This is a genomic window from Candidatus Cloacimonas acidaminovorans str. Evry (assembly GCF_000146065.2).
GTDB lineage: Bacteria > Cloacimonadota > Cloacimonadia > Cloacimonadales > Cloacimonadaceae > Cloacimonas > Cloacimonas acidaminivorans.
In genome coordinates this window covers 565,746-587,189 of the sequence record NC_020449.1, presented here as the reverse complement: position 1 = coordinate 587,189, position 21,444 = coordinate 565,746, and the positions used below count along the sequence as shown (strand labels likewise).

The following is a 21,444-nucleotide window of genomic DNA, read 5'->3' as shown; positions in this document are numbered from 1 at the left end:
TTTTACCAGGTAAAATTAAGTCCGGCATTCAGGGAAATATTGTTTTCCCGAATTTTATCAGGATTTTCCCAACCACGATTTTTCAGGGTTATATGGGAATTGGGCCATAAGGCATAACTGGATGAACCGGTATATTGTTTATCATTATAATAAGCATCGCCAAACATATCCACTGCTTCATATTCACGCCAGGTATAACCGAAACCGAGATCAATTTTCAAGTTATCCATCACTTGAATACTGCTGCCACCGGTAACCATAGGGGTTAATATTTTGCTGGTGTGATATAAAGTAATAGGATTGTTATTTTCATCCGTGCTTTCTTCGGTAGTAAAATACCAGTTATTTACTGCCTGAAAACCCAGGCGTAAAGGCAAAAAGTTGACTACCTGATGTTCCACTCCGGCATAGAAATTCATTACATCATCATAGCGTTTATTAATCTCACTACAAATAACATATTCAATATCCATATTGAATTCAGTGCGGACCACATTGCGAGGAGTGTATACAAAACCAAAACGAATTTGAGTGGGAAGTTTATAATCCTCTTTGATATCAGTATTGATACTATCCACAGCAGTGTTAAGATAAGCATCCCTTTTGTAATAATAAGTTCCCTTCCTGTCTAAAGCAGTTCCCGGAGTAAAAGTAGCAGCTAATCCAACTCGCTTTCCTAAAAGAGCGGATGCACCTATTTTGAATTGATCGCCGCTTAGTTCATAATCATCAATTTCAGTTAATTCCGGAAGATGATATTCTCCTACTTGACTGATAGCCCAATCGGTCCAACGGATAGTTTTCTCTCTGTTTACATCACCGTTCAGCAAAGCATATTCAAAACCTAAATTCAGATCAACATAATCGCTTAAGCTATAAGCAAAGGAGGTTACAAAAGCTGTTTTATTCAGGGAACCCTCACTTTCTATTTTGTTTAAGGCAATCTTTTCCGGATAAACATCATTATCGGTATTGCGATTATTCCGAACTTCTTCTCTATAATCGGCATCAAAACTGGAAACGGGTTTATAATATGCCCCTAAACCCACGCCCCACTTATTAAAACGATGAGCAACAAAACCAGCTACAGCATAATTATCAAAGGTATTGATATTAGAGGAATACACAGAATCGTCTATATAGTTATCAAAGGAATTATACAAGGGAATACTGCGATTATCCTCATTCCGATTCAGATAAGTATTAACGGAAAAACCAAGGGTTTTCCGCATCAAAGTTAAATTAGCAGGATTATCCGCTATGCCGAAAACACCTTTACTGTTGTATAAACCGGCTCCGCCCATAGCAAAACTGCGGGCATCAAAAGTGGAAAAAGGATTGCCGAAATAGGTATCGGTTATGCTCCAGGCAGAAAGTGCCGAAGCAACAATTAATAGACATATAAGTATTAAGGACTTATTAGATAACATTATTCCTCCATATTAATAACGGTAGTCAATGCTTAAGCGAATGGTATTTTCGCTGTGTTCAACTCTTTTAAAATAGACAGGATCATCCAGTAAAGTAGCATCATCCGAATCATTATAATTACGAATCCGGATTTCTTTATCCTGATAGGTTTTATTCTTGAATTTCAAATTTAGATACATATTTTGGGAAACGCGACTGGTAAAGGCAATCCATGCTTTAGAACCTTTTTCACCCATAAAATCAATTTCCATATCTTCCCAATCCCAATGCGAAATGCCATGCCCAAACCAATACAGGAAAGAACCCTGCATTTTTAACGATTTATTGAAATAGTGAGTATAATTAACCGCTACATAATCACCAATCATTAAGGTTTGAGCTGCAGCCATTGAATTTGGACCCTCTGCCGCAGGATAGGTTAAGGAAGTATAAGGCGGACCCCAAACCGTGTTATAACGATATTCCAGTTCCAGAAAATCACGATTGGAAAGAAAAGTTCTGAATGCCAAAGTATATTCATTGGTCTTGGAAACGCCTCGTTCCGCATCATCATCATAACGATTAACCTGATTTTTATAACGCAAACGCATAGCAAGCTGATAAATAGGACGAAATTCCAGTTCGCTTTGAAATCTTACACTTCTGCGTCCATCGGTTAAGCGTTCCCAAATGTCTAAATAGCTTCTGTTGATGGTATAGTATCTGTTAAATTTATAACGGGTCTCAAAATAGATGCCTCGTTCGGGTTGTGACTGATTGGAATTGAGATAAAGGTCTGCAATGGTAGGATTGGTTAAAGCATAAACATTCTTCTCTAAAATGGTATCTTCAAAGCGTTCATGTTCTGAAAAACTGTTGCTATAAGGATTATCAAAATCCACATCGTAATTACGGAACAAGGTAATAAAATAGAGATTTTCAAACTGGGTATGTGCAGAAACAAGATATGCCTTAGGGTCATCCCCAAGTTTCCAATCATCCCCGTTAACAGAAAGTTCAGCATATTCACCTTGAAGGGAAGTATTACCAATCACGGTCTGACCGTCAAAACCAATTACTCTTCTGTAATCACGCGTGTATTTATTGGTCTGAGTGCTATAAAGATTGCTTATTTCCGCATTCAGATTTTTCACCAGTTTGGAGTAATAATAGGAATCCCTTAAGACCGTTGGTAATAAATTATTATAGGTAGGAACCACAAAATGAGCATCATCATAAATAGCAGTATAAGTAGTAAATCCAAGCTTGGTGCCTAAAAACGGATTGATCTGCAAATGCGTTCCCCATAATTTCTCCTGCAAGACATCTTTACGTGCAGCAAGATTGATATAATTCATCGCATAAGGGACGCCTGCAGAAATTTCGTTATTGAAATATGCTTCTGCTTCTCTCATTGTGTCATCATCATAACGCAAAGTAGGATTGATTAAAGCAAAGACCTTGGTCTTATCTCCCTGAACAGCAGTGCTATCTGCATAATTATAGATATGCTCTCCATTGTTATTTATATAATATTGTCTGCCAAAATAATCAGATGTTGTATCTCTTTCTGTATAAATATCATTTCCATATTCATCCCGCATAACGGCATAACCATCTCTATCAATATATGTTAAAGCATCTTTATTGTCAACGGATACAAAAGCCGTAACTCCAAACAAAGGAGTGGTATATTCAACGGCTCCGCCTTTTAAAGAATTTTCCTGCGTTCTGGAAAGGTCAGGGGTTATGCCTAAAATCCTTTTGCTGAAACCAAAACCGGTTTTACGGGCACTGTAATAATCCGTATTTTCCATCACCAAACCCTCTCCAAAAGTAGCTCGGTAGTTTCCTGCATAAACCTTTAAGCGGGAATTATAAAAACCAGGTAATTCGTTATTTTCATATCCCACATACCATTTGGAATCGGCTAAAATATCCTCTGCCTTGGTATTCAGTAAATCCTCTTCTCCTTTGGCTTTGTAATGCATTATTCCCAGTTTATAGTTATTGCCGTAACGCATCCTCAGCTTAAGCATAATATCGGGATCAAGCTTATCCAAACCAAAATAACCCCAATAGGAATTGGTTTTTAGATGTGGAATGATAACATTGGTAGCATTATAATCGTTACGCAGAAAACTTTCGTGCAACATATCATACTGCCCTTCTTCAAAATAGCGCGTATAATATAAAAGCGAAGCATCACACATTAATCTGTTTTTTACCGGTGGCTCTTTATAATATACATAACTGCGCAAGTTTGAATAACCATAATAGGAAAGGCCTGTAGAATTTCGTAAGTCCCTTGTATCCGCAATTGTATCACCCTGGGCAATTCTTTTCAAAACAGCTACAGCATCAATTCCAGAAACATTGGGAAAACTCATCAAATCGTCAAAGAGCATTTTATTCACATTCTGAGGAGTCATTAAATAATCTTCCCAAACATCTGCCATACCTTCCGAAGCACCTTCATTACTGTCTACACGCTCCAGTAAATCCCTGATTTCTTCACGGCGGACTGCTGCTTCATCCGTTTCTACATAAATAGAAACAACAACTAAGGGTTTTAAACGGTCAAGGGTCTCCTGATCAATAGAGGGAATTTTCCTTAGCTCATAGATATCGTCAAATATCTTCACAAATTCACGATATTCATAGATATCTTTTGCCTGCTTTTCTGTTATGGGTAACTGCATCAATTCAGCCAAAGATGCTATATTTAAATCCACCTTGGCTGCTAAAACAGATAGCCCCGCCAGAACAAAGAGCATTATTAAAAACTTCTTCATTGCTTTACCTTATAAGTTTTATACTTTCTGAAACTTTATTTTTTATCATAGATAGCCACAATAGGAATAGCTATAATTCTGTCCAGTTTTTTTTGCTTTGCTTTTTCTAATTTAGAGATTACATTGTTTTTAATACTGGTTTACCAAGCTATTAAGGATAATTCTTTTTCTTTCCTGTCTGCCAAAATCAAATTGGAATTTCAAAATATTTGTTATTAGCTTGAAAAGGAGTTTTCTTATAGCTTAAAGAATTGAATAAAATCATATCATTAACACATTATTGGTTTGTCAAATTGAAAAATATTATAGATGTAGAACTACCATTACGACAAGGTATTGGATTTTATTTTATAAAAAGTCCTTTTTCCCCCTATTTTTTGCTTGACAAAGATAGTAGGGTGAATTAGAATATACTTTAGATAAAGTAGGGTAGAAGAATGAAAAAGTGTAAAATTATACTAAGTTCATTAAACACACTCTGTTATAAGAGAGAGTCAATGTTCTGTTTCTCGGTTTTAATAAGAAAGTCACTTTATCAGGGAGGATAAAATGCAAAAGAAATTTTTTGTTTTTTTAGTCGCTTTAGTTTGGTCAATTGCTTTAGTAGGTGCTTCTGTTACTTTGGATTCATTAGAAATATCTGTTCAAGGTGGAGGTTACCCCAGAGAAAAATCTACAATTGTTATAACTATGTATTATCATGTTGCTGATATACCAGAAGGTGAAAGTATGTATGTTTATGGTATGGCTATAGGTGTTATTGACCAGGCACAAATAAAATGGTACCAAAATGCAGATGGAACAGGAACAGTAGCCACTCAAAATATTACTGTTAGTCAAATAGCAAATACTATTTATTATGATCCGGATGAAGAAGGGTATACCACTTCTCACACAGCAACTTTTACTTTACCGGCTCCTCCGAGCAATAAAAAGAGTTTTACAGTAAGTGGGAAAGTATATGCAGCTACCTCTGATGATGAATTTACTTATATATATTCCGGACCGAAGACCTCTAATTATCTTGTTATAAATAATCCTCCTGTGGCTTCAAATGTTATTATTGTTGAACCTACTTTAGCCAGAGTAGGCCAAACCATAACCGGGGATTATGATTATAGCGATCCTGATAGTGATTCAGAAGGAACCAGCACTTATCGCTGGTTAAGCTGTTCCACCGAAAATGGAACTTATGCAGCTATATCAGGAGCAACCTCTCTTTCTTATACTGTTCAATCTTCAGACGCAAATAAATATTTAAAATTTGAAGTAACTCCTGTTGCAAGTGCAGGTCAGTCACCAGGAACTGCTGTTTTAAGTGATGCTACTCCAAAAGTTACAGGAGCTCCAATTGTAGAAATTGATCCCAGTACTCTTAATATATATGAAGCAAGTGCTAATAATGGTTCCCTTGGTGATGCCTATGTAAAGATTACTTGTACCAATACCAGTTTTAAATCTTCCATTACTATTTCCGATATTACTATATTAAAAGAGTTAGACGGATTATCAAAAGGCAGCTTAAGCTGGATTAGTGCCAATGATATTCGTCTTTATTTTTCAGGTGCAGCAATAAATCATGAATATGCTGCTAAAATAACGGATATCAAGATTACTGTAAAAAAAGAACAATTAGAAGGTGTAGAAAATAACTTAACAACCCGGAATAGTTTTAACATAAACTTTATCAATAATCCTCCGACCAATTTAGCTTTAGATAGCGTAGGCAATAACTATGTTACCATAACCTGGGATAATCCTGCCGGTCTTTTAACGAGTGGAAGTGGTTTGGATTATTTCAATATTTTAAGAAATGAAACTAATATTGGTAGTGTCAATAAAATAACTTATTCTTATACGGATACTGGTGTCACCAATGGAACGCAATATCACTACAAAGTTCAAGCTGTTTATACTGCAGGGACAAATGAAACTTCTACAGAACTAAGGGGAACTCCTCTTGCGATTACTGCATATTCTTTCAGCAGTCCTTCTGCAACCGGAACAATTGATCATACCAATAAAACCATCAAAGTAGTTGTCCCTAATGGAACTGATAGGACTGCTTTAGTAGCTAATTTCACAGCTCCCGGGGCAATTGTAACGGTTGGAACCGCTACTCAGATCAGTGGCTCTACTGTAAATAATTTCACTAATCCGGTAACCTATATTTTAACTACCAGTGGAGATGCTTCCACTTGTTCTTATGTAGTAACGGTGAATGAAAAATTACCTGCTCCTACAACCTTGGATGGAAATAATACTACTTCCAGTATTCAGGCAAAGTGGAATGCTGTTTCGGGTGCAGAAAGTTATTTACTGGATGTTTCCACTAACAGCAGTTTTTCCGGTTTCCTTGCCGGTTATGAAAATAAAAGTGTAACTTCCACTTCTTGGACAGTAAATGGTCTTAGTGCCAATACAACCTATTATTATCGGGTCAAAGCAGTTGCCAGTGACCAGTATTTTAACAGCGAATATTCTACTACTAAAGAAGTAACGACTGATAATGTTTCCCCTGGCGAGGGCAGCACGGAAATCAATAGCAGTGATGAAACCACAATAAATGTAGGAGAATTTATTTACGGGCAAGAACATGTAATTCCTACTGTGAAAGTTGATCCCACAAATTTTAGTCCTTCTGAAAATGATATCATTACCGTTTCTATGAGTTATGGAAATACTCCAGAGGGTTTGCAGTATAACCTTGCTTTTGAGAATCCTACTATTGGTAATGGAACTTTTATTCTTTACTACAGCGGATTGAGCTATGATCCCACAGATGTAGGTTATCGTTTGAATGGTGGTGCCTTACATTCTGTAGGAGGTGGTGGTATAAATACAACAGATAAAACCGTTATTTTCACAATGAGTGGCTTGGGTAAAGGAAGTAAAGCAGCTTATGAATTACAAATTGTTCTCAATGATGAAAGTGGTCAGACATTGCCTGTTGTTCTTACATCTTTTACCGCTACTCCAATGGTTGACGGTAAAGTGCGTGTGGATTGGGTAACTCAATCGGAAACCAATCTTTCAGGATTTCGTGTTTTGCGTAATACAGTTGCTGAAATTTCCACAGCTATGGCAGTAAGTCCTCTAATTGAAGCAACGAATACTTCAGCTACTGTCGTTTATTCGTTTATGGACAGCGAAGTTCCGGGTAATGGCATTTACTATTACTGGTTACAAATTGAAGATTTGGATGGAGGTATATCCTATTCTGCTGTCTATACTGTTCAAGTGACTACTGGTGGAGTTACAAATCCCATAATACCAAAAATTACTGCTTTGCTTAATCCTTTTCCTAATCCTTTCAATCCTGATGTAACTATTCCTTTTGATCTTGCTGTAGAGGGCAAAGTTACCTTAAAAATTTACAATTTGAAAGGGCAATTGATTAAAAACCTTTTAAATGAAAATTGCAAAGCAAATTCTTATCGTATCGTTTGGGACGGCAAGGATAACGAAGGACATAATGTTTCTACTGGAACTTATATTATTCGGATGAATGCGCCCAATTATCAGGCATCACATAAAATCTCCTTGATTAAATAAACCATATTCTCCCTGATTTAACAGGTGTATATCTCTGGGATATGCACCTGTTATTTTTTAGCTCGTTTTTGCTATTCTGCATTTTCCCTTTAAGTTTCTTCTGCAAAACCCCCGCTCTTATTTCTCTAATTTTCGGGAAAATTTGGATGATGTATCTTACTAATAATATAGGGTATTAGGGGGGTCTTCCTTAATAGCATTGCTTACCCATTGCTTACCCATTGCTAATGGCATTAGTAATGGGTAAGCAATGCTTCCGTAATACCCCTTGAAAATCAAGAAAGCTATTGACAGATTTGCCATAAAAAAGATTGTGACAGACAATAAAATATCTTTAATGATGTTAAAGTTATGGAGGATAAATGAATACACCTAAAAGAGTTTACCTCTTCGGAAATGGAAAAGCCGAAGGTAGCGCAGAAATGAAAAATCTTCTCGGTGGAAAGGGTGCCAACCTTGCCGAGATGAATCTTATTGGCGTTCCGGTTCCTCCCGGATTTACAATTACTACAGAGGTCTGCACTGAATACAACAAATTGGGTTCTGCCAAATTGAGGGAAATTTTAAGTGACGATGTGCACAATGCCATTCGGCATATAGAAGACCTTGTAAATATGCAATTTGGCTCTGCCGAAAATCCACTTTTGGTTTCAGTGCGTTCAGGTGCTCGTGCTTCAATGCCTGGAATGATGGATACCATTTTGAATTTGGGTTTGAATGAAACAACTATTCAGGGTTTAATCAAAAAAACCAATAATGAAAGGTTTGCCTGGGATAGTTATCGTCGTTTTGTCCAAATGTATTCTGATGTGGTTTTAGGTCTTAAACCAGAAAGCAAAGAAGAACATGATCCCTTTGAAGTTATTATTGACACCGTGAAAAAAGAAAAAGGCATCAGCAGCGATTTGGAACTAACCACTGAAGATTTGAAAAATCTGGTAACCATCTTCAAGCAGACGGTGGAAGAAAAAACCGGTAAAAAATTCCCGGATGACCCCTGGGAACAGCTCTGGGGTGCAATTTTTGCTGTTTTTGATAGCTGGAATAATGAACGCGCAAAGTTCTATCGTAAACTGAATAATATTCCCGATGAATGGGGAACTGCAGTAACCGTTCAAGCAATGGTTTTTGGCAATATGGGCTTTACCAGTGCTACTGGTGTTGCTTTTACTCGTGATGCTGCTACCGGTGAAAACCTTTTTAACGGGGAGTATTTGATCAATGCTCAAGGTGAAGATGTTGTTGCCGGAATTAGAACTCCTCAGCAAATCACCAAAATTGGTTCTCAGCGTTGGGCAAAACTTGCCGGTATCAGTGAAGAAGAACGCTTAAGTAAATATCCTTCTCTGGAAGAAGCAATGCCCGAGACCTATAAAGAGCTCTTTGAAATTCAGAAAAGGTTAGAAAATCATTATCGCGATATGCAAGATATGGAATTTACCATTCAGGAAGGAAAATTGTGGCTCTTACAAACCCGAACCGGCAAAAGAACCGGTCTTGCTATGATTAAAATCGCAATGGATATGCTCCGCGAAGGAATGATTGAAGAAAAAACAGCTCTCAAAAGAATTGATCCTGCTAAATTGGATGAACTTCTGCATCCTGTCTTTACAAAAGAAGGTCTGGCAAAAGCCAAAGTGATTGCTAATGGTTTGCCTGCTTCTCCTGGAGCTGCTTCCGGACAAATTGTGTTTTTTGCGGACGAAGCAGAATCCTGGGCTGCCGCTAAGAAAAAAGTTATTTTAGTTAGAGAAGAGACCTCCCCGGAGGATTTACGCGGAATGGCAGTTGCACAAGGAATCCTAACTGCTCGCGGAGGTATGACTTCTCATGCAGCTGTTGTTGCCAGAGGAATGGGAAAATGTTGTGTGGCAGGAGCTGGAGCATTACAAATTGATTACAAAGCCAGAACTATGACCGTGAATGGAAAGGTCTATAAAGAAGGGGATTGGATTTCCTTAAATGGCTCTACAGGACAAATTTTAGAAGGTAAAATAGATACCCAAGACCCTGAACTTAGCGGTGATTTTGGTGCTGTTATGCAACTTGCCGATAAATATACCAAAATGAAAGTCCGCACCAATGCAGATACTCCCAAAGATGCTACCGTTGCCAGAAATTTTGGTGCTCAGGGAATTGGACTTTGTAGAACGGAACATATGTTTTTTGAAGGCGAAAGAATTAAGGCAATGCGGGAAATGATTTTAGCGGAAGATGAAACTGGACGCAAAAAGGCATTAGCAAAATTACTACCTATGCAAAAAAATGATTTTGAAGGCATTTATACCGCTATGAACGGATTTCCTGTAACTATCCGTCTTTTAGACCCCCCCTTGCATGAATTTGTTCCTCAGGAAGAATCCGCTCAAAAGGAAATTGCCGAAGAACTGGGAATTCCTCTGGAAAAAGTTAAAGCACGCGTTGCTTCGTTACATGAAGTAAATCCTATGCTTGGTCATAGAGGTTGCCGTTTGGGAAATACCTATCCCGAAATTACGGAAATGCAAACTCGTGCAATAATTGAAGCCGCTTTAGCTGTTAAAGCACGCGGAATTAGTGTATTACCTGAAATTATGGTTCCGCTTACCAGCACCGCTGAAGAATTTGAAATGCAGGAAGATATTATCCGCAAAACAGCAGAAAAGGTCTTTGCAGAAAAGCAGGATCGCGTGGATTACCTAGTAGGAACAATGATAGAAATTCCCCGCGCTGCCTTAACTGCCGATAAAATTGCTGAACATGCCGAGTTTTTCAGCTTTGGAACAAATGATTTAACTCAAATGACCTTTGGTTTTTCCCGCGACGATGCAGGCGTGTTTTTACCCGTGTATTTGGAAAAAAATCTGCTGAAACATGACCCCTTCCAAATTATAGACAGAGAAGGTGTAGGCCAATTAGTGAAAATGGGAACTGAACGCGGACGCAAAACCAGACCTGATTTAAAAGTTGGAATTTGCGGAGAACATGGTGGTGAACCAAGCAGTGTGGAATTTTGCCACTTAGTGGGAATGAACTATGTTAGCTGTTCTCCTTATAGAGTTCCTATTGCTCGTGTCGCTGCTGCTATAGCTGCTTTAAACGATTAATCATGGAAAACAATTTATATATAAGCGGAGGACACTGTTCCTCCGCTTTTTTTGTAGTCAGGAGACACCGTTCCTCCGCAAAATATCTGAACTTGAAAAAATGCGGAACTTCAGCGAGTTCCGACTACACAAACCTTTTGACCTCTTGGCTTCTTGACCTCTCTACCTCAAATAATTTGCTTGACTTCAATATTACTATTAAATTATAGGTAGATGGAGGTTTATTATGAAAGATGACGATGTGATTGAAGGCAGAGAAATCCCTGCCGAAGAACAGGAAAAGATTAAAGACAAAATAATTGACGACATTGATTCCACCAAACTGAAATTTTATGAGAACCTGAGACAAAAAGTTAGGGGTTGGACAAAAGAACAATTAGGTTCCCTGGGTGGAAAATTGGGTGAATATGTTTTCCTGTTACCGGATTTCTTCATTTTAGTTTGTCGTTTGGCACTGGATAAACGAGTCCCTGTAAAACAAAAAATGATTATGGGCGGAGTTATTGCCTATGTTATGATGCCGGTTGATCTTATTCCGGATTTTATTCCCGTGATTGGTCTGGTAGATGATTTAGTGCTTGTTGTGATGGCGCTCAATATGATTTTGAATGAAATTGACCCCAAAATTCTTTCTGATAACTGGAGTGGCGAAGGTGAAGTTTTGGAACACTTAAAAAAGATTACCGCTGTGGCAGAACAATTTTTGGATAAACACCTACTGCAGAAAATCAAAAATGTGCTAAAACGCTTATGATGCGGGACATATTAATTGCCACTCACAATCCTGATAAGCTGAAAGAATTGGAGGAATTGGTAAATCCCTTAAAGCTCCGTTTGTATTTTTTGCGTGAACTGCCCGGATTTTATCCTACAGAGGAAGATCAGGAGACCTTGCAAAAAAATGCAATGAAAAAAGCATTGGAAGCAGCAAAATATAGCGGTCTAATTACTTTGGCAGATGATACAGGACTTTTTATTGAGGCCTTAAATGAGGCACCAGGAATTATGTCAGCTCGTTTTGCGGGAAATTCCTGCAGCTATTCTGATAATAGGCAAAAGGTGTTACGGCTTCTACAAAACATACAAAATCGGAAAGCATATTTTAAAACAGCAGTTGCTTTATCAGCTCCTGATGGCATTATTGCTGTTACAGAAGGTAGATTAGAGGGTGAAATAACAACAGAAGAGCGTGGCAACAACGGTTTTGGTTATGACAGCATTTTTGCTGTAAATGGTAAAACCTACGCTGAAATGAATGCGGATGAAAAAAACCGCCTTTCCCATCGTGCTTTAGCAATAAAATCTCTTATCCCTATCCTGCAAAAGATAATCAATAACTGAAAAAGGAGTTATCAATGATAAAACCGGAAATCTTTCGTCAATACGACATTCGTGGTATTGTAAATGAAGAACTGAATGAAGAATCATATTACCTGATTGGCAAGGGCTTTGGAACCTACTTGCGAAATAAGGGTCTGAAAAGTATTGTCTTAGGTGGAGATGCCAGACATTCCACTCCCCTTTTTATGAATGCTTTTAGCAAAGGTGCTTTGGAAACCGGTTGTGATATTATTGACTTAGGCATTGTTCCTACTCCGGTTTTGTATTTTTCCATCTGGAAACTGCAAAGTGATGGAGGAGCAATGGTTACGGCAAGTCATAATCCTTCTCAATACAATGGTTGTAAATTAAATCTTGGCTTGAGCAGTGTTTATGCCGATGAACTGCAAAAGGTGCTACAAATCATTCAAAAGGGTGATTTTGCCACTGGCAATGGAAAGTTGGTAAAAAACAACGAAATAGGCAATGTTTACATTGACTATATCGTTAATGGTATCAAACTTCAGCGTCCGGTAAAAGTGATTGTAGATGGAGGAAATGGAGTTGGGGGTCCTTATTTAACTACCATTTTGCGTCTTTTGGGTTGTGAGGTGATAGATATGTTTTGTGAGCCCGATGGTGATTTTCCCAATCATCATCCCGATCCTACAATAGCAAAAAATATGGAAGCGCTTTCTAAGGCAGTGGTTGATAATAAATATGAACTTGGAATTGGTTTGGATGGTGATGCAGATAGAATCGGAGTTATTGATGAACAAGGTAAACTATTGTTAGGTGACCAAATACTGAATATTTTAGCCAGGGATTATTTGAAGCATAACCCCGGGAAAAAGATTATTGCAGATGTAAAATGCAGTATGAATCTGTTTAATGACATCAAAAAGTATGGCGGAGAACCGATTATGTATAAAACAGGCCATGCCAATATCAAAATGTTTATGAAAGAAATGGGAGTGGAATTTGCCGGTGAAATGAGTGGACATATCTTTTTGGCAGATAGATATTTGGGTTTTGATGATGCCATTTATGTCAGTTGCCGTTTTGTAGAAATTGTTTCTCAAACTCATAATCCGGTCAGCACTTTTTTAGCGGATCAGCCAAAACTTTATAATACTCCTGAACTGCATACCAATTGTCCCGATGAGAAAAAGTTTGAGGTAGTAGCAAAGGTCTGTGAAGAATTCCAAAAAGAGGGCTATGATGTTAATGATATTGATGGTGCCAGAATAACTTTTCCTGATGGCTGGGGTTTAATTCGTGCTTCTAATACCACACCTGTAATTGTTACCCGTTATGAAGCATTAACCGAAAGTAGAATGAACGAAATAAAGAACCTGATAGAATCCAAAATCAACAAATACCTGTAAGGGGTTGGCAAATTCCGATTTGCCAAAGAGGTTAAAGTCCGCTAAAAAAGTATGCCTAACGGCATTTGCCGAATCGGAATTCGGCAACCCATTTAATTCTTCATTTTGTTGATAGTGTATTCCTCATCCATCGGAATAGCTATTTGTTCACCGGTTTGCAGGTTTTTAAGGTTCACTGTTTTAGTGGCAAGTTCATTTTCCCCGATGATTATAGCATATTTTGCTCCACTGGAGGCAGCGGATTTTAATTGGGCTTTCAGAGAGCTTTTATCGGGATCGTAATCCACAATAAGTCCTTTAGTTCTTAGGGCATTCAGATAAGGCAGAATTTGCAGACGCGTATTGTCTCCAACGCAAACAAGATAAGCATCCGGTTTAGAAGGTGGTATAAGTTCTATTTTCTCTTCTTCTAAAGCCAGAAGAAGGCGTTCAAAACCACCGGCAAAACCAATAGCAGGAATACTTTTCCCTCCAATCTGTTCAACTAAACCATTGTATCTTCCACCTCCAACGAGGGAATTTTGTGCGCCCAAGCCCTCATAGATAATTTCAAAAGCGGTGTTTGTATAATAATCCAGTCCGCGCACTATTCTTGGATTGATGGTATAAGGAATATTCATAGCTTGCAAGTAGTCACAAACTGCAGAAAAATGTTTCTTACAGGGCTCATCCAGATAATCCATTTGCGAAGGTGCATTCTTTCTAAATTCTATACAGGAAGGAACTTTGCAATCCAGTAAACGACGGGGATTTGTTTCCAACCGTTTCACACAATCAGGGCATAATTTGGGCAAAAAAGGTCTATAATATTCCTGCAATGCCTTATCATAAACAGCAGAACAATCAGGACAGCCCACACTATTAATTTCCAAACGCAAGTTATTCAAACCCAATTTATTAAGCCACAAAAAAGCAACTGCTATCACTTCTGCATCGTAATAAGGATTGTTACTGCCGATAAATTCTATTCCGTATTGATAAAATTGACGATATCTTCCTGCCTGAGGACGATCGTAACGAAACATAGGTCCCAAATAAAATAATTTTGTGCGGGAAGAAAGTTTATCCAGATGATTTTCTACATAGCTACGAACTACAGGAGCGGTGCCTTCAGGACGCAAAGCAAATTCCCTACCTTTTTTATCCTGAAAACGATACATTTCTTTTTGGACAACATCAGAGCTTTCTCCGGAACTGCGTTCAAAGAGTTCAGCTACCTCAAAAATGGGAGTAGTTATTTCTTCATAGCCAAAACAAGTTGCCATTTTACGAAAGCTATCCTGTAAAAATTGCCATTTATAGCTGTCTTCAGGCAGAATATCAAAAGTTCCGCGCGGGATATTGTATTTCATTTTTATTTTCCTCTTCCTTTTATTTTATTGAATGTAGCAAAGGGGTATTTACCATCCCATTTTCCTCAAAATTAGGATTGTAAGATTCGTCAAGAAACTTTGCCGGATATTTAACATCCATCAGGTAAAGTCCTGATGCAGGAGCAGTGATCACTAAATTTTGGCGAGGGCATCTATTCTCCAATATTTCCAGAACCGTTTCCGGAGGCAAATGCAAATGTGATATATTAGCCAAAGTTCCTACAATTCTCCGAACCATATTATGCAAAAAGCGGTCAGCTGTAAAATCAAAAACAAAATAGCGTTCCGTTTCGCTTATACTTATGTGTTTAAGTTCACAAATACGATTGGGAACTTCCGGATTGCTTTTCCCGAATGTGGAAAAATCGTGTTTTCCTAAAAGGTATTGTACAGCAGATTGCATTTTCTCCAGGTTTAAATGCAAGTGGGGAAAGAAACCGCTGTAATTTCTGTTAAAAGGTGTTTTTTCTTTAGCCAAACGATAGCGATAACTGCGTTCATAAGCCTGGTAACGAGCATTTAAACAAGGGCTAACTTTCATTATTTCCAGCACTTTAATAGAATCAGGCAAATATCTGTTAAAAGCCAAAAACAATTGCTTTTCCTGCATTGAACCACTATAATCAAAATGAGCATATTGGCCTAAAGAATGAACTCCTGCATCGGTTCTTCCAGCAGCAATTAGGGAGGTTTTTTTACCGGCAAATATCTCCAGCATTTTTTCCATAACTTCCTGAATGGCAAGTCCGTTTTTCTGTTTTTGCCATCCGCAATAACCCGTGCCATCATAACATATTTTTATTAAGTATCTTGCCATAGCCAACCTTTTTATAAGCCGTGCACTATAACTAATAGGGCTAAGAAGAAAATACCCAAATAGTTAGCTTGAGGATTGCTGTTTTTTTCTTCCCCTTCAAATGTTAGCAGATTGGTAACTGAATTGCTAATTTGAGGGGAGAGTGCAGATACATTTGCTAAAACATCCGAAAGTTGAGCCAGGGAAAAATTGTTTTCTTTAACCAATTTCATCTTCTTGTATTCGGCAAAGAAAGACCTGGTAAAGAATACTGTAGCAAAGAGATAATAGAACAATGAATTTACCGGTTTCCATTTTCTTAGCCATCTGCTTTGGCTTGCTATCTGTTCCATTTTCACATTTCCCAACACATAAACCGTAACAGCTATCAGATATAAAATTTGGACACTGAAAAACACGGTAGTAAGAAATTCCTGACCAAAAAGAGTAGCAAAAACCCAATAACCGGCAAAAAAAGGCAGCAATTTTTTCAAGGCATTGAGCAGAGAAAGATATAGCTTCGGCTCAAAAATCAGAATAGCCAAAATCAATACCAACTGTATTAAAAGCTGACGCAGGGAAGAATCCAGTCCGATAGCCAGCCCGGTTAAAAAAACAGCTGATTTTAGATAGAAATGCTGTCCCGAAAGGGGATGATTCAACCACTTCATTCAAGTGGCAGTTCCTCTTTTTTTTCCGGAATTAGCTCTTCCGGTAACGCAGGAACAGGATTATTTTCCGGTGTGGGAATATTATCATCCGCCGTTTCCATTTCGGGAGATGTGTTTTTCTCTTCCGTCGTGTCTTCAGGTGGAGAAACAGCTTTTACCAAAGAATCCATCAGCATAGGAATGCCACTATAAATTTTCAAGCTGTCCGGCAGGGTCTCATAAATTTCTGCAGGAGCAGGAAAAGACCATTCCTTAATGCTTTCTTCTATATCAACTCCAGTGGAATCAACTACAGTAGTATCAGTTTGAGGAATAACAACAGGAAATGAACCTCGCAGAAGGAACTTATTGCCATCAAAGAATCTACGGGCAACAACAGCATATTCGCCTGCTTCAGGTTCGTCCAAAACAGCTTTCAAATAGGGCTTTGCAAGCAGAGTATCAATTTGTTCAAAACCGTAATACCAGCCCAAACGGTAATTGGCAGCCAGCTTAATTTTATGGTAGGGAGAGTTTGTAAGTTCCTGTAAACCGGCAAGAGCGGAATCAGGAGCAGTGTAAATTTGCTCAAAATACATATCTAAAAGCTGTTCTTCCCTTTCTTCTTTGGGGTCAATTAACCGCACCGGCAAATTATTCTGCAGAGCATAAAGGGCTTTGGTAAATTTATTTTCCGGATATTCTTCCTGCATTTTAGCCATAATTTCATTATTTTCAGGACTTTCAGGAGAACGATTATGATAGATAGAACCCATAGCAAACATACAGAAAGGAATTATTTCACTTTCAAAACGCTCAATAATTTCTTCCAGTTTTTCCAGTCGCTGGTTGTATCTTGCGTTTTCCTTTTCCAGGTCTTGAATGCGTTGAGCAATTACCAAAGTTAAAGAATCTGGCTCTGTTGTTTCAGTAAGCGGAGGAGATAATTCCTTTTTTTCTTCTGCCAAAGAGGAATCTGGAAGACCTTTATCTTTAGTTTTTTCTTCTTCAGTAGCTAAGGTATCGCCCTCAGAAATTGTCTCTGCCACAAATAAACTATCCGCTACAGGAAGTTCTAATTCCGTTATTTGTAATGTATCTGCAAAGGTTTGCAAACTATCTGGACTACTGATAATTGTTTCAGATAGGGTATCAGCAAAAGCAGATTCGGATGTTATATCTGTTTGTGTCACTGGAAGTTCCGCCTGTTCTAAAAGTCCTAAACTGTCTATTGCAAGAATTTCCGGTGGCGGTAAAAGCGCTCTAAGCGAATCCAGAATAGCATTATTTCTGTTTATTGCCGTCTGTAAAGAATCGCGTCTGACAATTAAAGTATCTTTTGGAGAAATAACAAGTTGGTAATGGGCAATAGCAGAATCGGGCAAAGAAAGGACATTCAAAAAACTTTCCGCCGCCTGGTAATGATAATCCAAAAATTGAGAAAGTCCTGTTTCACAGTCAAGACCTGTGCGCGGAGCTACAAATCCTAAGGCAACCGCTTTTTCTTGAGCCGTTTGAGCAAGTGGAGAACCCGAAAATTCAGTACGTACCCGATTGTAGTTCAAAACCGCTTTAGGAATATCACCCAGATTATAATAATAGTATTCTGCCAGGTAATAATAGGCACCTGCAGAACCTTCGGTACGAGGATAATTTTTAGTAATGAATTCAATTTCAGTTCTCGCCTCGGTTGTATCACCCAAAGCAAATTGAGCTCTTGCCTTCAGCAAACGGACAAAAGGAATTTTATCGGGACGAGATTCCGATTTTATCAAGCCCTTAGCTGTCTTTAGTGCTTTTTCTGCCTGTCCAAGTTCCAGTTCGTTCAAACCGATGTAATAAGTTCCCTCAAGCTTTATAGTTTTATCAATACCGCGCGCTTTTTGCATTTTTTTAAATGCTTCCAGCGATTTATCGTAATCCTTTTGTTCGTAATAATTCTTGCCAAAAAGGAAATATGCTTCGCGGTATTCTTTTGTTTTGGGAAATTCCGTAATTATCCTTTCCAGATAATGTTGAGCTTTAATAAAGTCCTTATCCTTAATAGCAAAGTCGGCTAAAACGAATAATGCTTCAGGATGATGTTTACGATATTTGGGATTGCGGAGGAATTCATCCAGCAATTTTTCCGCTTCTTTGGGCTGATTCGTTTCTCTTAAAATTTTGGCAATATAAATATATGCCTCGGGAACATATTTACTATCGGGAAAACGAATAACAAGGTTTTGAAACTGGTCTTTTGCCTGAAAAGCACTATTGCCTTTATAATAAAGGGATTTTGCCATCAGATAATATGCTTCTTCTACTCTTTTTCCCTTTTTATCGGTAGAAATAATTTTCCCGCATTTTTTTATCGCTTTCGTATATTCATCAATAGCTTGAGCATTAGGTCTGCCATTACTGGTTAAAGGTCTTGCTTGTGCCGATTTAAAATAATTTCGGGCATTGAACATAGTATTCACCTCGCAGGCAAAAATGCCGGAAAGGCAAAGCAGACAGATAATTATATCCCTGAATTTCATAGTTCAATAGCCCCTAAACGGCAAAATTTTGTCAACCAATTTCAGGACAAATCTCGTCCAAACGCTTGGAACGAACCAACTCAATTGCTTTATTTACATCAGGATACATAAGCCGGTCACCTTGTAAAGGAGCAACATTTTCTCTTAAAGCCGATTTTACTTTTTCCAAAACAGGAGAAGTAGATATTTGCCTTTGATCCAGTGCAGAACATGCAATCAGCAATTCAATTCCCAGAACGGAAGCCACATTTTGCACTATTTGGCAAAGTTTTATAGCCGAAATTGATCCCATAGAAATATGATCTTCCTGATTGGCAGAAGTGGGAATGGAATCTACACAGGCAGGATGAGCCAGCACTTTATTTTCCGAAACCAGCGATGCTGCCGTCATTTGCTGAATCATAAAACCGGAATCAATTCCCGGACGCGTTGCTAAAAAAGGAGAAAGACCGCGTGAAAGAGCAGGATTTAACATCTGTTCAATGCGGCGTTCGGAAATTGAGGCAAGTTCACTAATTGCCAAACCTAAAGTATCCAACGCGATAGCTAAGGGTTCACCATGAAAATTGCCCCCGGAAATAACCTTACCCTCATCCGGAAAAATAAGCGGATTATCCGTTGCTGAATTTATTTCTATTTCCAAAATGCCTCGCACATACGAACAGGCATCTCTCACTGCACCATTAACTTGAGGTGTGCATCGCAAACTGTAAGCATCTTGAACATTGCCACAATTACGATGAGATTCCCGTAAAGGACTTCCCTCCAAAAGGGTTCTGATATTTTTTGCGGAAATTTTCTGACCAGGATGTGGTCTTAAATTATGAATCAATTCATCAAATGCTTTAGGAGTCCCTTTTAAAGCATCTATGCTCATAGCGGCAATGATATCGGCATAACGGCATAAACGCTCCGCTTCCAAAAGGTTTAAAACACCCAAAGCAGTCATAACTTGAGTGCCATTATTAAGAGCAAGTCCTTCTTTAGCAGCAAGTTGGACAGGGCTTATGCCCGCTTTTTGCATTGCTGAAGCACCCGGAAGACGCTCACCTTTGTAAATTGCTTCACCCTCACCAATCAGCACTAATGCCAAATGTGAAAGCGGAGAAAGATCTCCACTTGCTCCAACTGAGCCCCGCATTGGAATTATTGGCTGAATACCTTTATTCAACATTTGCACCAGGGTTTCCAATGTCTCTAAACGAATTCCGGAATGCCCTTTAGCTAAAACTGCAATCCTTAAAAGCATTATAGCCCGCGTTTGCACTTCGGAATAGGGTTCTCCGATGTTGGTTGAATGACTGCGAATTAAATTTAATTGTAGTTCAGCTATGTTTTCTTCAGGAATAATTACATTGCTGAATTTACCAAAACCGGTATTCAGCCCGTAAACAATTTCGCCGCTTTCAATTATTTTATCTACATAGGCACGGCATTTAGTTACTTTTTCCTTACTGGAATCAGAAAGACGAATGGGGGTATTGTAGCAAGCAACCTGTTCCACTGCCTCTAAAGTTAAGGAATTGCCGTCAATGATAATTTCCTGCATTTTATCCTCTGTTTTCATTAATTTTTAAGTTGGTAAACATAAAAAATGCCAATTTTGTGCCTTTATTTGCATAGATATGTTTTTGTCAAGCTTGGAAACAACATGCCATTAATTTATTTTGCATGGGGCTAAAAAGGTTGAAGGGATAGAGAAGGTTGAGAAAGTTTTGAGAAAGTTTTGACTCACAATTTTCACCTGCCTTCCAGAAAGCCGCAATCTACGAACTATTTCACTTCCAACCGCGCTATAGATATTTTCCCAAATAAAAAATTGTGAGTTAAAACAGAAAGCAAGCACACTTACAAATGCACTATAACAATCCCACAAATTATACGGTAATGAAAGAATCTATATTTGCACGATAAAAGGAAAAGCAAAAATATCCTTTTTTTGATAAAATAAGGTTGTGTCTCAAAGGTTGGTGTAAATTAGGTTAGGCCAGATGAAGAAAAAGGTTGAGCCGAATCCCGCTCTTTGTTTGGATCATTTTGTATAAAACTAAAAAACAAGGAGAAGTTTATAACTCAACCAAAGAAAAGAAAGATTAAAAGGCAGAAGTGATTGCCTTCTCTTGTTTAGTGTTATGCAAATTGCTATTCAGTGAACTGGATAAGAGGAAAACTATACCTTTCAAAGCCATTGGAAAAGATGAGGGATAACCGGATAAATCCTATACATTTTATTTCTATATGCAAAGGGTTGGCCCAAGGTGGCTTGTTATGAAAAAGAGCTTGACTGGAAGTAACAAGATGAATATAATACGAATGACCGCTTGGCATAATATAGATTGTGAGTAACGAGAATAGTTAGAATGTCCTCAAAGAACCTATCAAACAAAAAAATTGGAATTTACACCAACATTTGGGACTCAACTGCAGAGGCGATACTTATACCTCCTGATACTATTTAATTTACTACCATAATCTTATAAGATTTAGAGTAGCTAACTGCTTTCCTTACTTTGTGCTTTATTATTTATCCTCACTATTTGTGTCAACCA

Annotated in this window: 12 protein-coding genes; 5 read left to right on the top strand and 7 right to left on the bottom strand. The window is 38.1% G+C overall.

Annotated features, from left to right (window positions below):
* Positions 1-2: 2 nt before the first annotated feature.
* A complete protein-coding gene (locus CLOAM_RS02495) occupies positions 3-1,430 on the bottom strand; it encodes a hypothetical protein (RefSeq protein WP_015424280.1) in 1,428 nt (475 codons plus the stop codon).
* A 12-nt stretch (positions 1,431-1,442) separates the two neighbouring features.
* Positions 1,443-4,205: a ComEA family DNA-binding protein gene (locus CLOAM_RS02490; RefSeq protein ID WP_015424279.1), complete on the bottom strand. Its 2,763-nt coding sequence runs from the start codon at positions 4,203-4,205 to the stop codon at positions 1,443-1,445.
* Between the two features lie 549 nt (positions 4,206-4,754).
* Between CLOAM_RS02490 and CLOAM_RS02485 the strand changes: the two genes are divergently transcribed.
* The 5 genes from CLOAM_RS02485 (at position 4,755) to CLOAM_RS02465 (ending at position 13,554) form a co-directional block, all read left to right on the top strand.
* A complete protein-coding gene (locus tag CLOAM_RS02485) occupies positions 4,755-7,760 on the top strand; it encodes a fibronectin type III domain-containing protein (protein ID WP_015424278.1) in 3,006 nt (1,001 codons plus the stop codon).
* Between the two features lie 362 nt (positions 7,761-8,122).
* A complete protein-coding gene (gene ppdK / locus CLOAM_RS02480) occupies positions 8,123-10,846 on the top strand; it encodes a pyruvate, phosphate dikinase (RefSeq protein WP_015424277.1) in 2,724 nt (907 codons plus the stop codon).
* 226 nt (positions 10,847-11,072) lie between these two features.
* Positions 11,073-11,600 carry a YkvA family protein gene (locus CLOAM_RS02475; protein ID WP_015424276.1) on the top strand — a complete coding sequence of 176 codons (528 nt, stop codon included), beginning with the start codon at positions 11,073-11,075 and terminating at the stop codon, positions 11,598-11,600.
* On the top strand, positions 11,597-12,187 hold the full coding sequence (gene rdgB / locus CLOAM_RS02470; RefSeq protein ID WP_015424275.1) for an RdgB/HAM1 family non-canonical purine NTP pyrophosphatase: 591 nt from the start codon (positions 11,597-11,599) through the stop codon (positions 12,185-12,187). The genes CLOAM_RS02475 and rdgB overlap by 4 nt, the downstream gene beginning before the upstream one ends.
* A gap of 14 nt (positions 12,188-12,201) precedes the next feature.
* Positions 12,202-13,554 (top strand): phosphomannomutase/phosphoglucomutase, encoded by a 1,353-nt coding sequence (locus tag CLOAM_RS02465; RefSeq protein ID WP_015424274.1) that lies wholly within the window; start codon positions 12,202-12,204, stop codon positions 13,552-13,554.
* A 92-nt stretch (positions 13,555-13,646) separates the two neighbouring features.
* Here CLOAM_RS02465 and hisS read toward each other — a convergent pair whose 3' ends face one another.
* Genes hisS through hutH form a run of 5 tightly spaced genes read right to left on the bottom strand, consistent with a single transcriptional unit; the run spans position 13,647 to position 20,444 of the window.
* Positions 13,647-14,906, bottom strand: coding sequence for a histidine--tRNA ligase (hisS, locus tag CLOAM_RS02460; RefSeq protein ID WP_015424273.1), 1,260 nt, complete (start codon positions 14,904-14,906; stop codon positions 13,647-13,649).
* Between the two features lie 19 nt (positions 14,907-14,925).
* Positions 14,926-15,744 carry a tRNA pseudouridine(38-40) synthase TruA gene (gene truA, locus CLOAM_RS02455; RefSeq protein WP_044278838.1) on the bottom strand — a complete coding sequence of 273 codons (819 nt, stop codon included), beginning with the start codon at positions 15,742-15,744 and terminating at the stop codon, positions 14,926-14,928.
* A gap of 11 nt (positions 15,745-15,755) precedes the next feature.
* Positions 15,756-16,394 carry a hypothetical protein gene (locus CLOAM_RS02450; protein ID WP_015424271.1) on the bottom strand — a complete coding sequence of 213 codons (639 nt, stop codon included), beginning with the start codon at positions 16,392-16,394 and terminating at the stop codon, positions 15,756-15,758.
* Entirely contained in the window at positions 16,391-18,895 is a 2,505-nt protein-coding gene (locus CLOAM_RS02445) for a tetratricopeptide repeat protein (RefSeq protein WP_015424270.1), read from the bottom strand. Before CLOAM_RS02445 ends, CLOAM_RS02450 begins: the two co-directional genes overlap by 4 nt.
* A 31-nt stretch (positions 18,896-18,926) precedes the next feature.
* A complete protein-coding gene (hutH, locus tag CLOAM_RS02440; RefSeq protein WP_044278837.1) occupies positions 18,927-20,444 on the bottom strand; it encodes a histidine ammonia-lyase in 1,518 nt (505 codons plus the stop codon).
* Between the last annotated feature and the right edge of the window lie 1,000 nt (positions 20,445-21,444).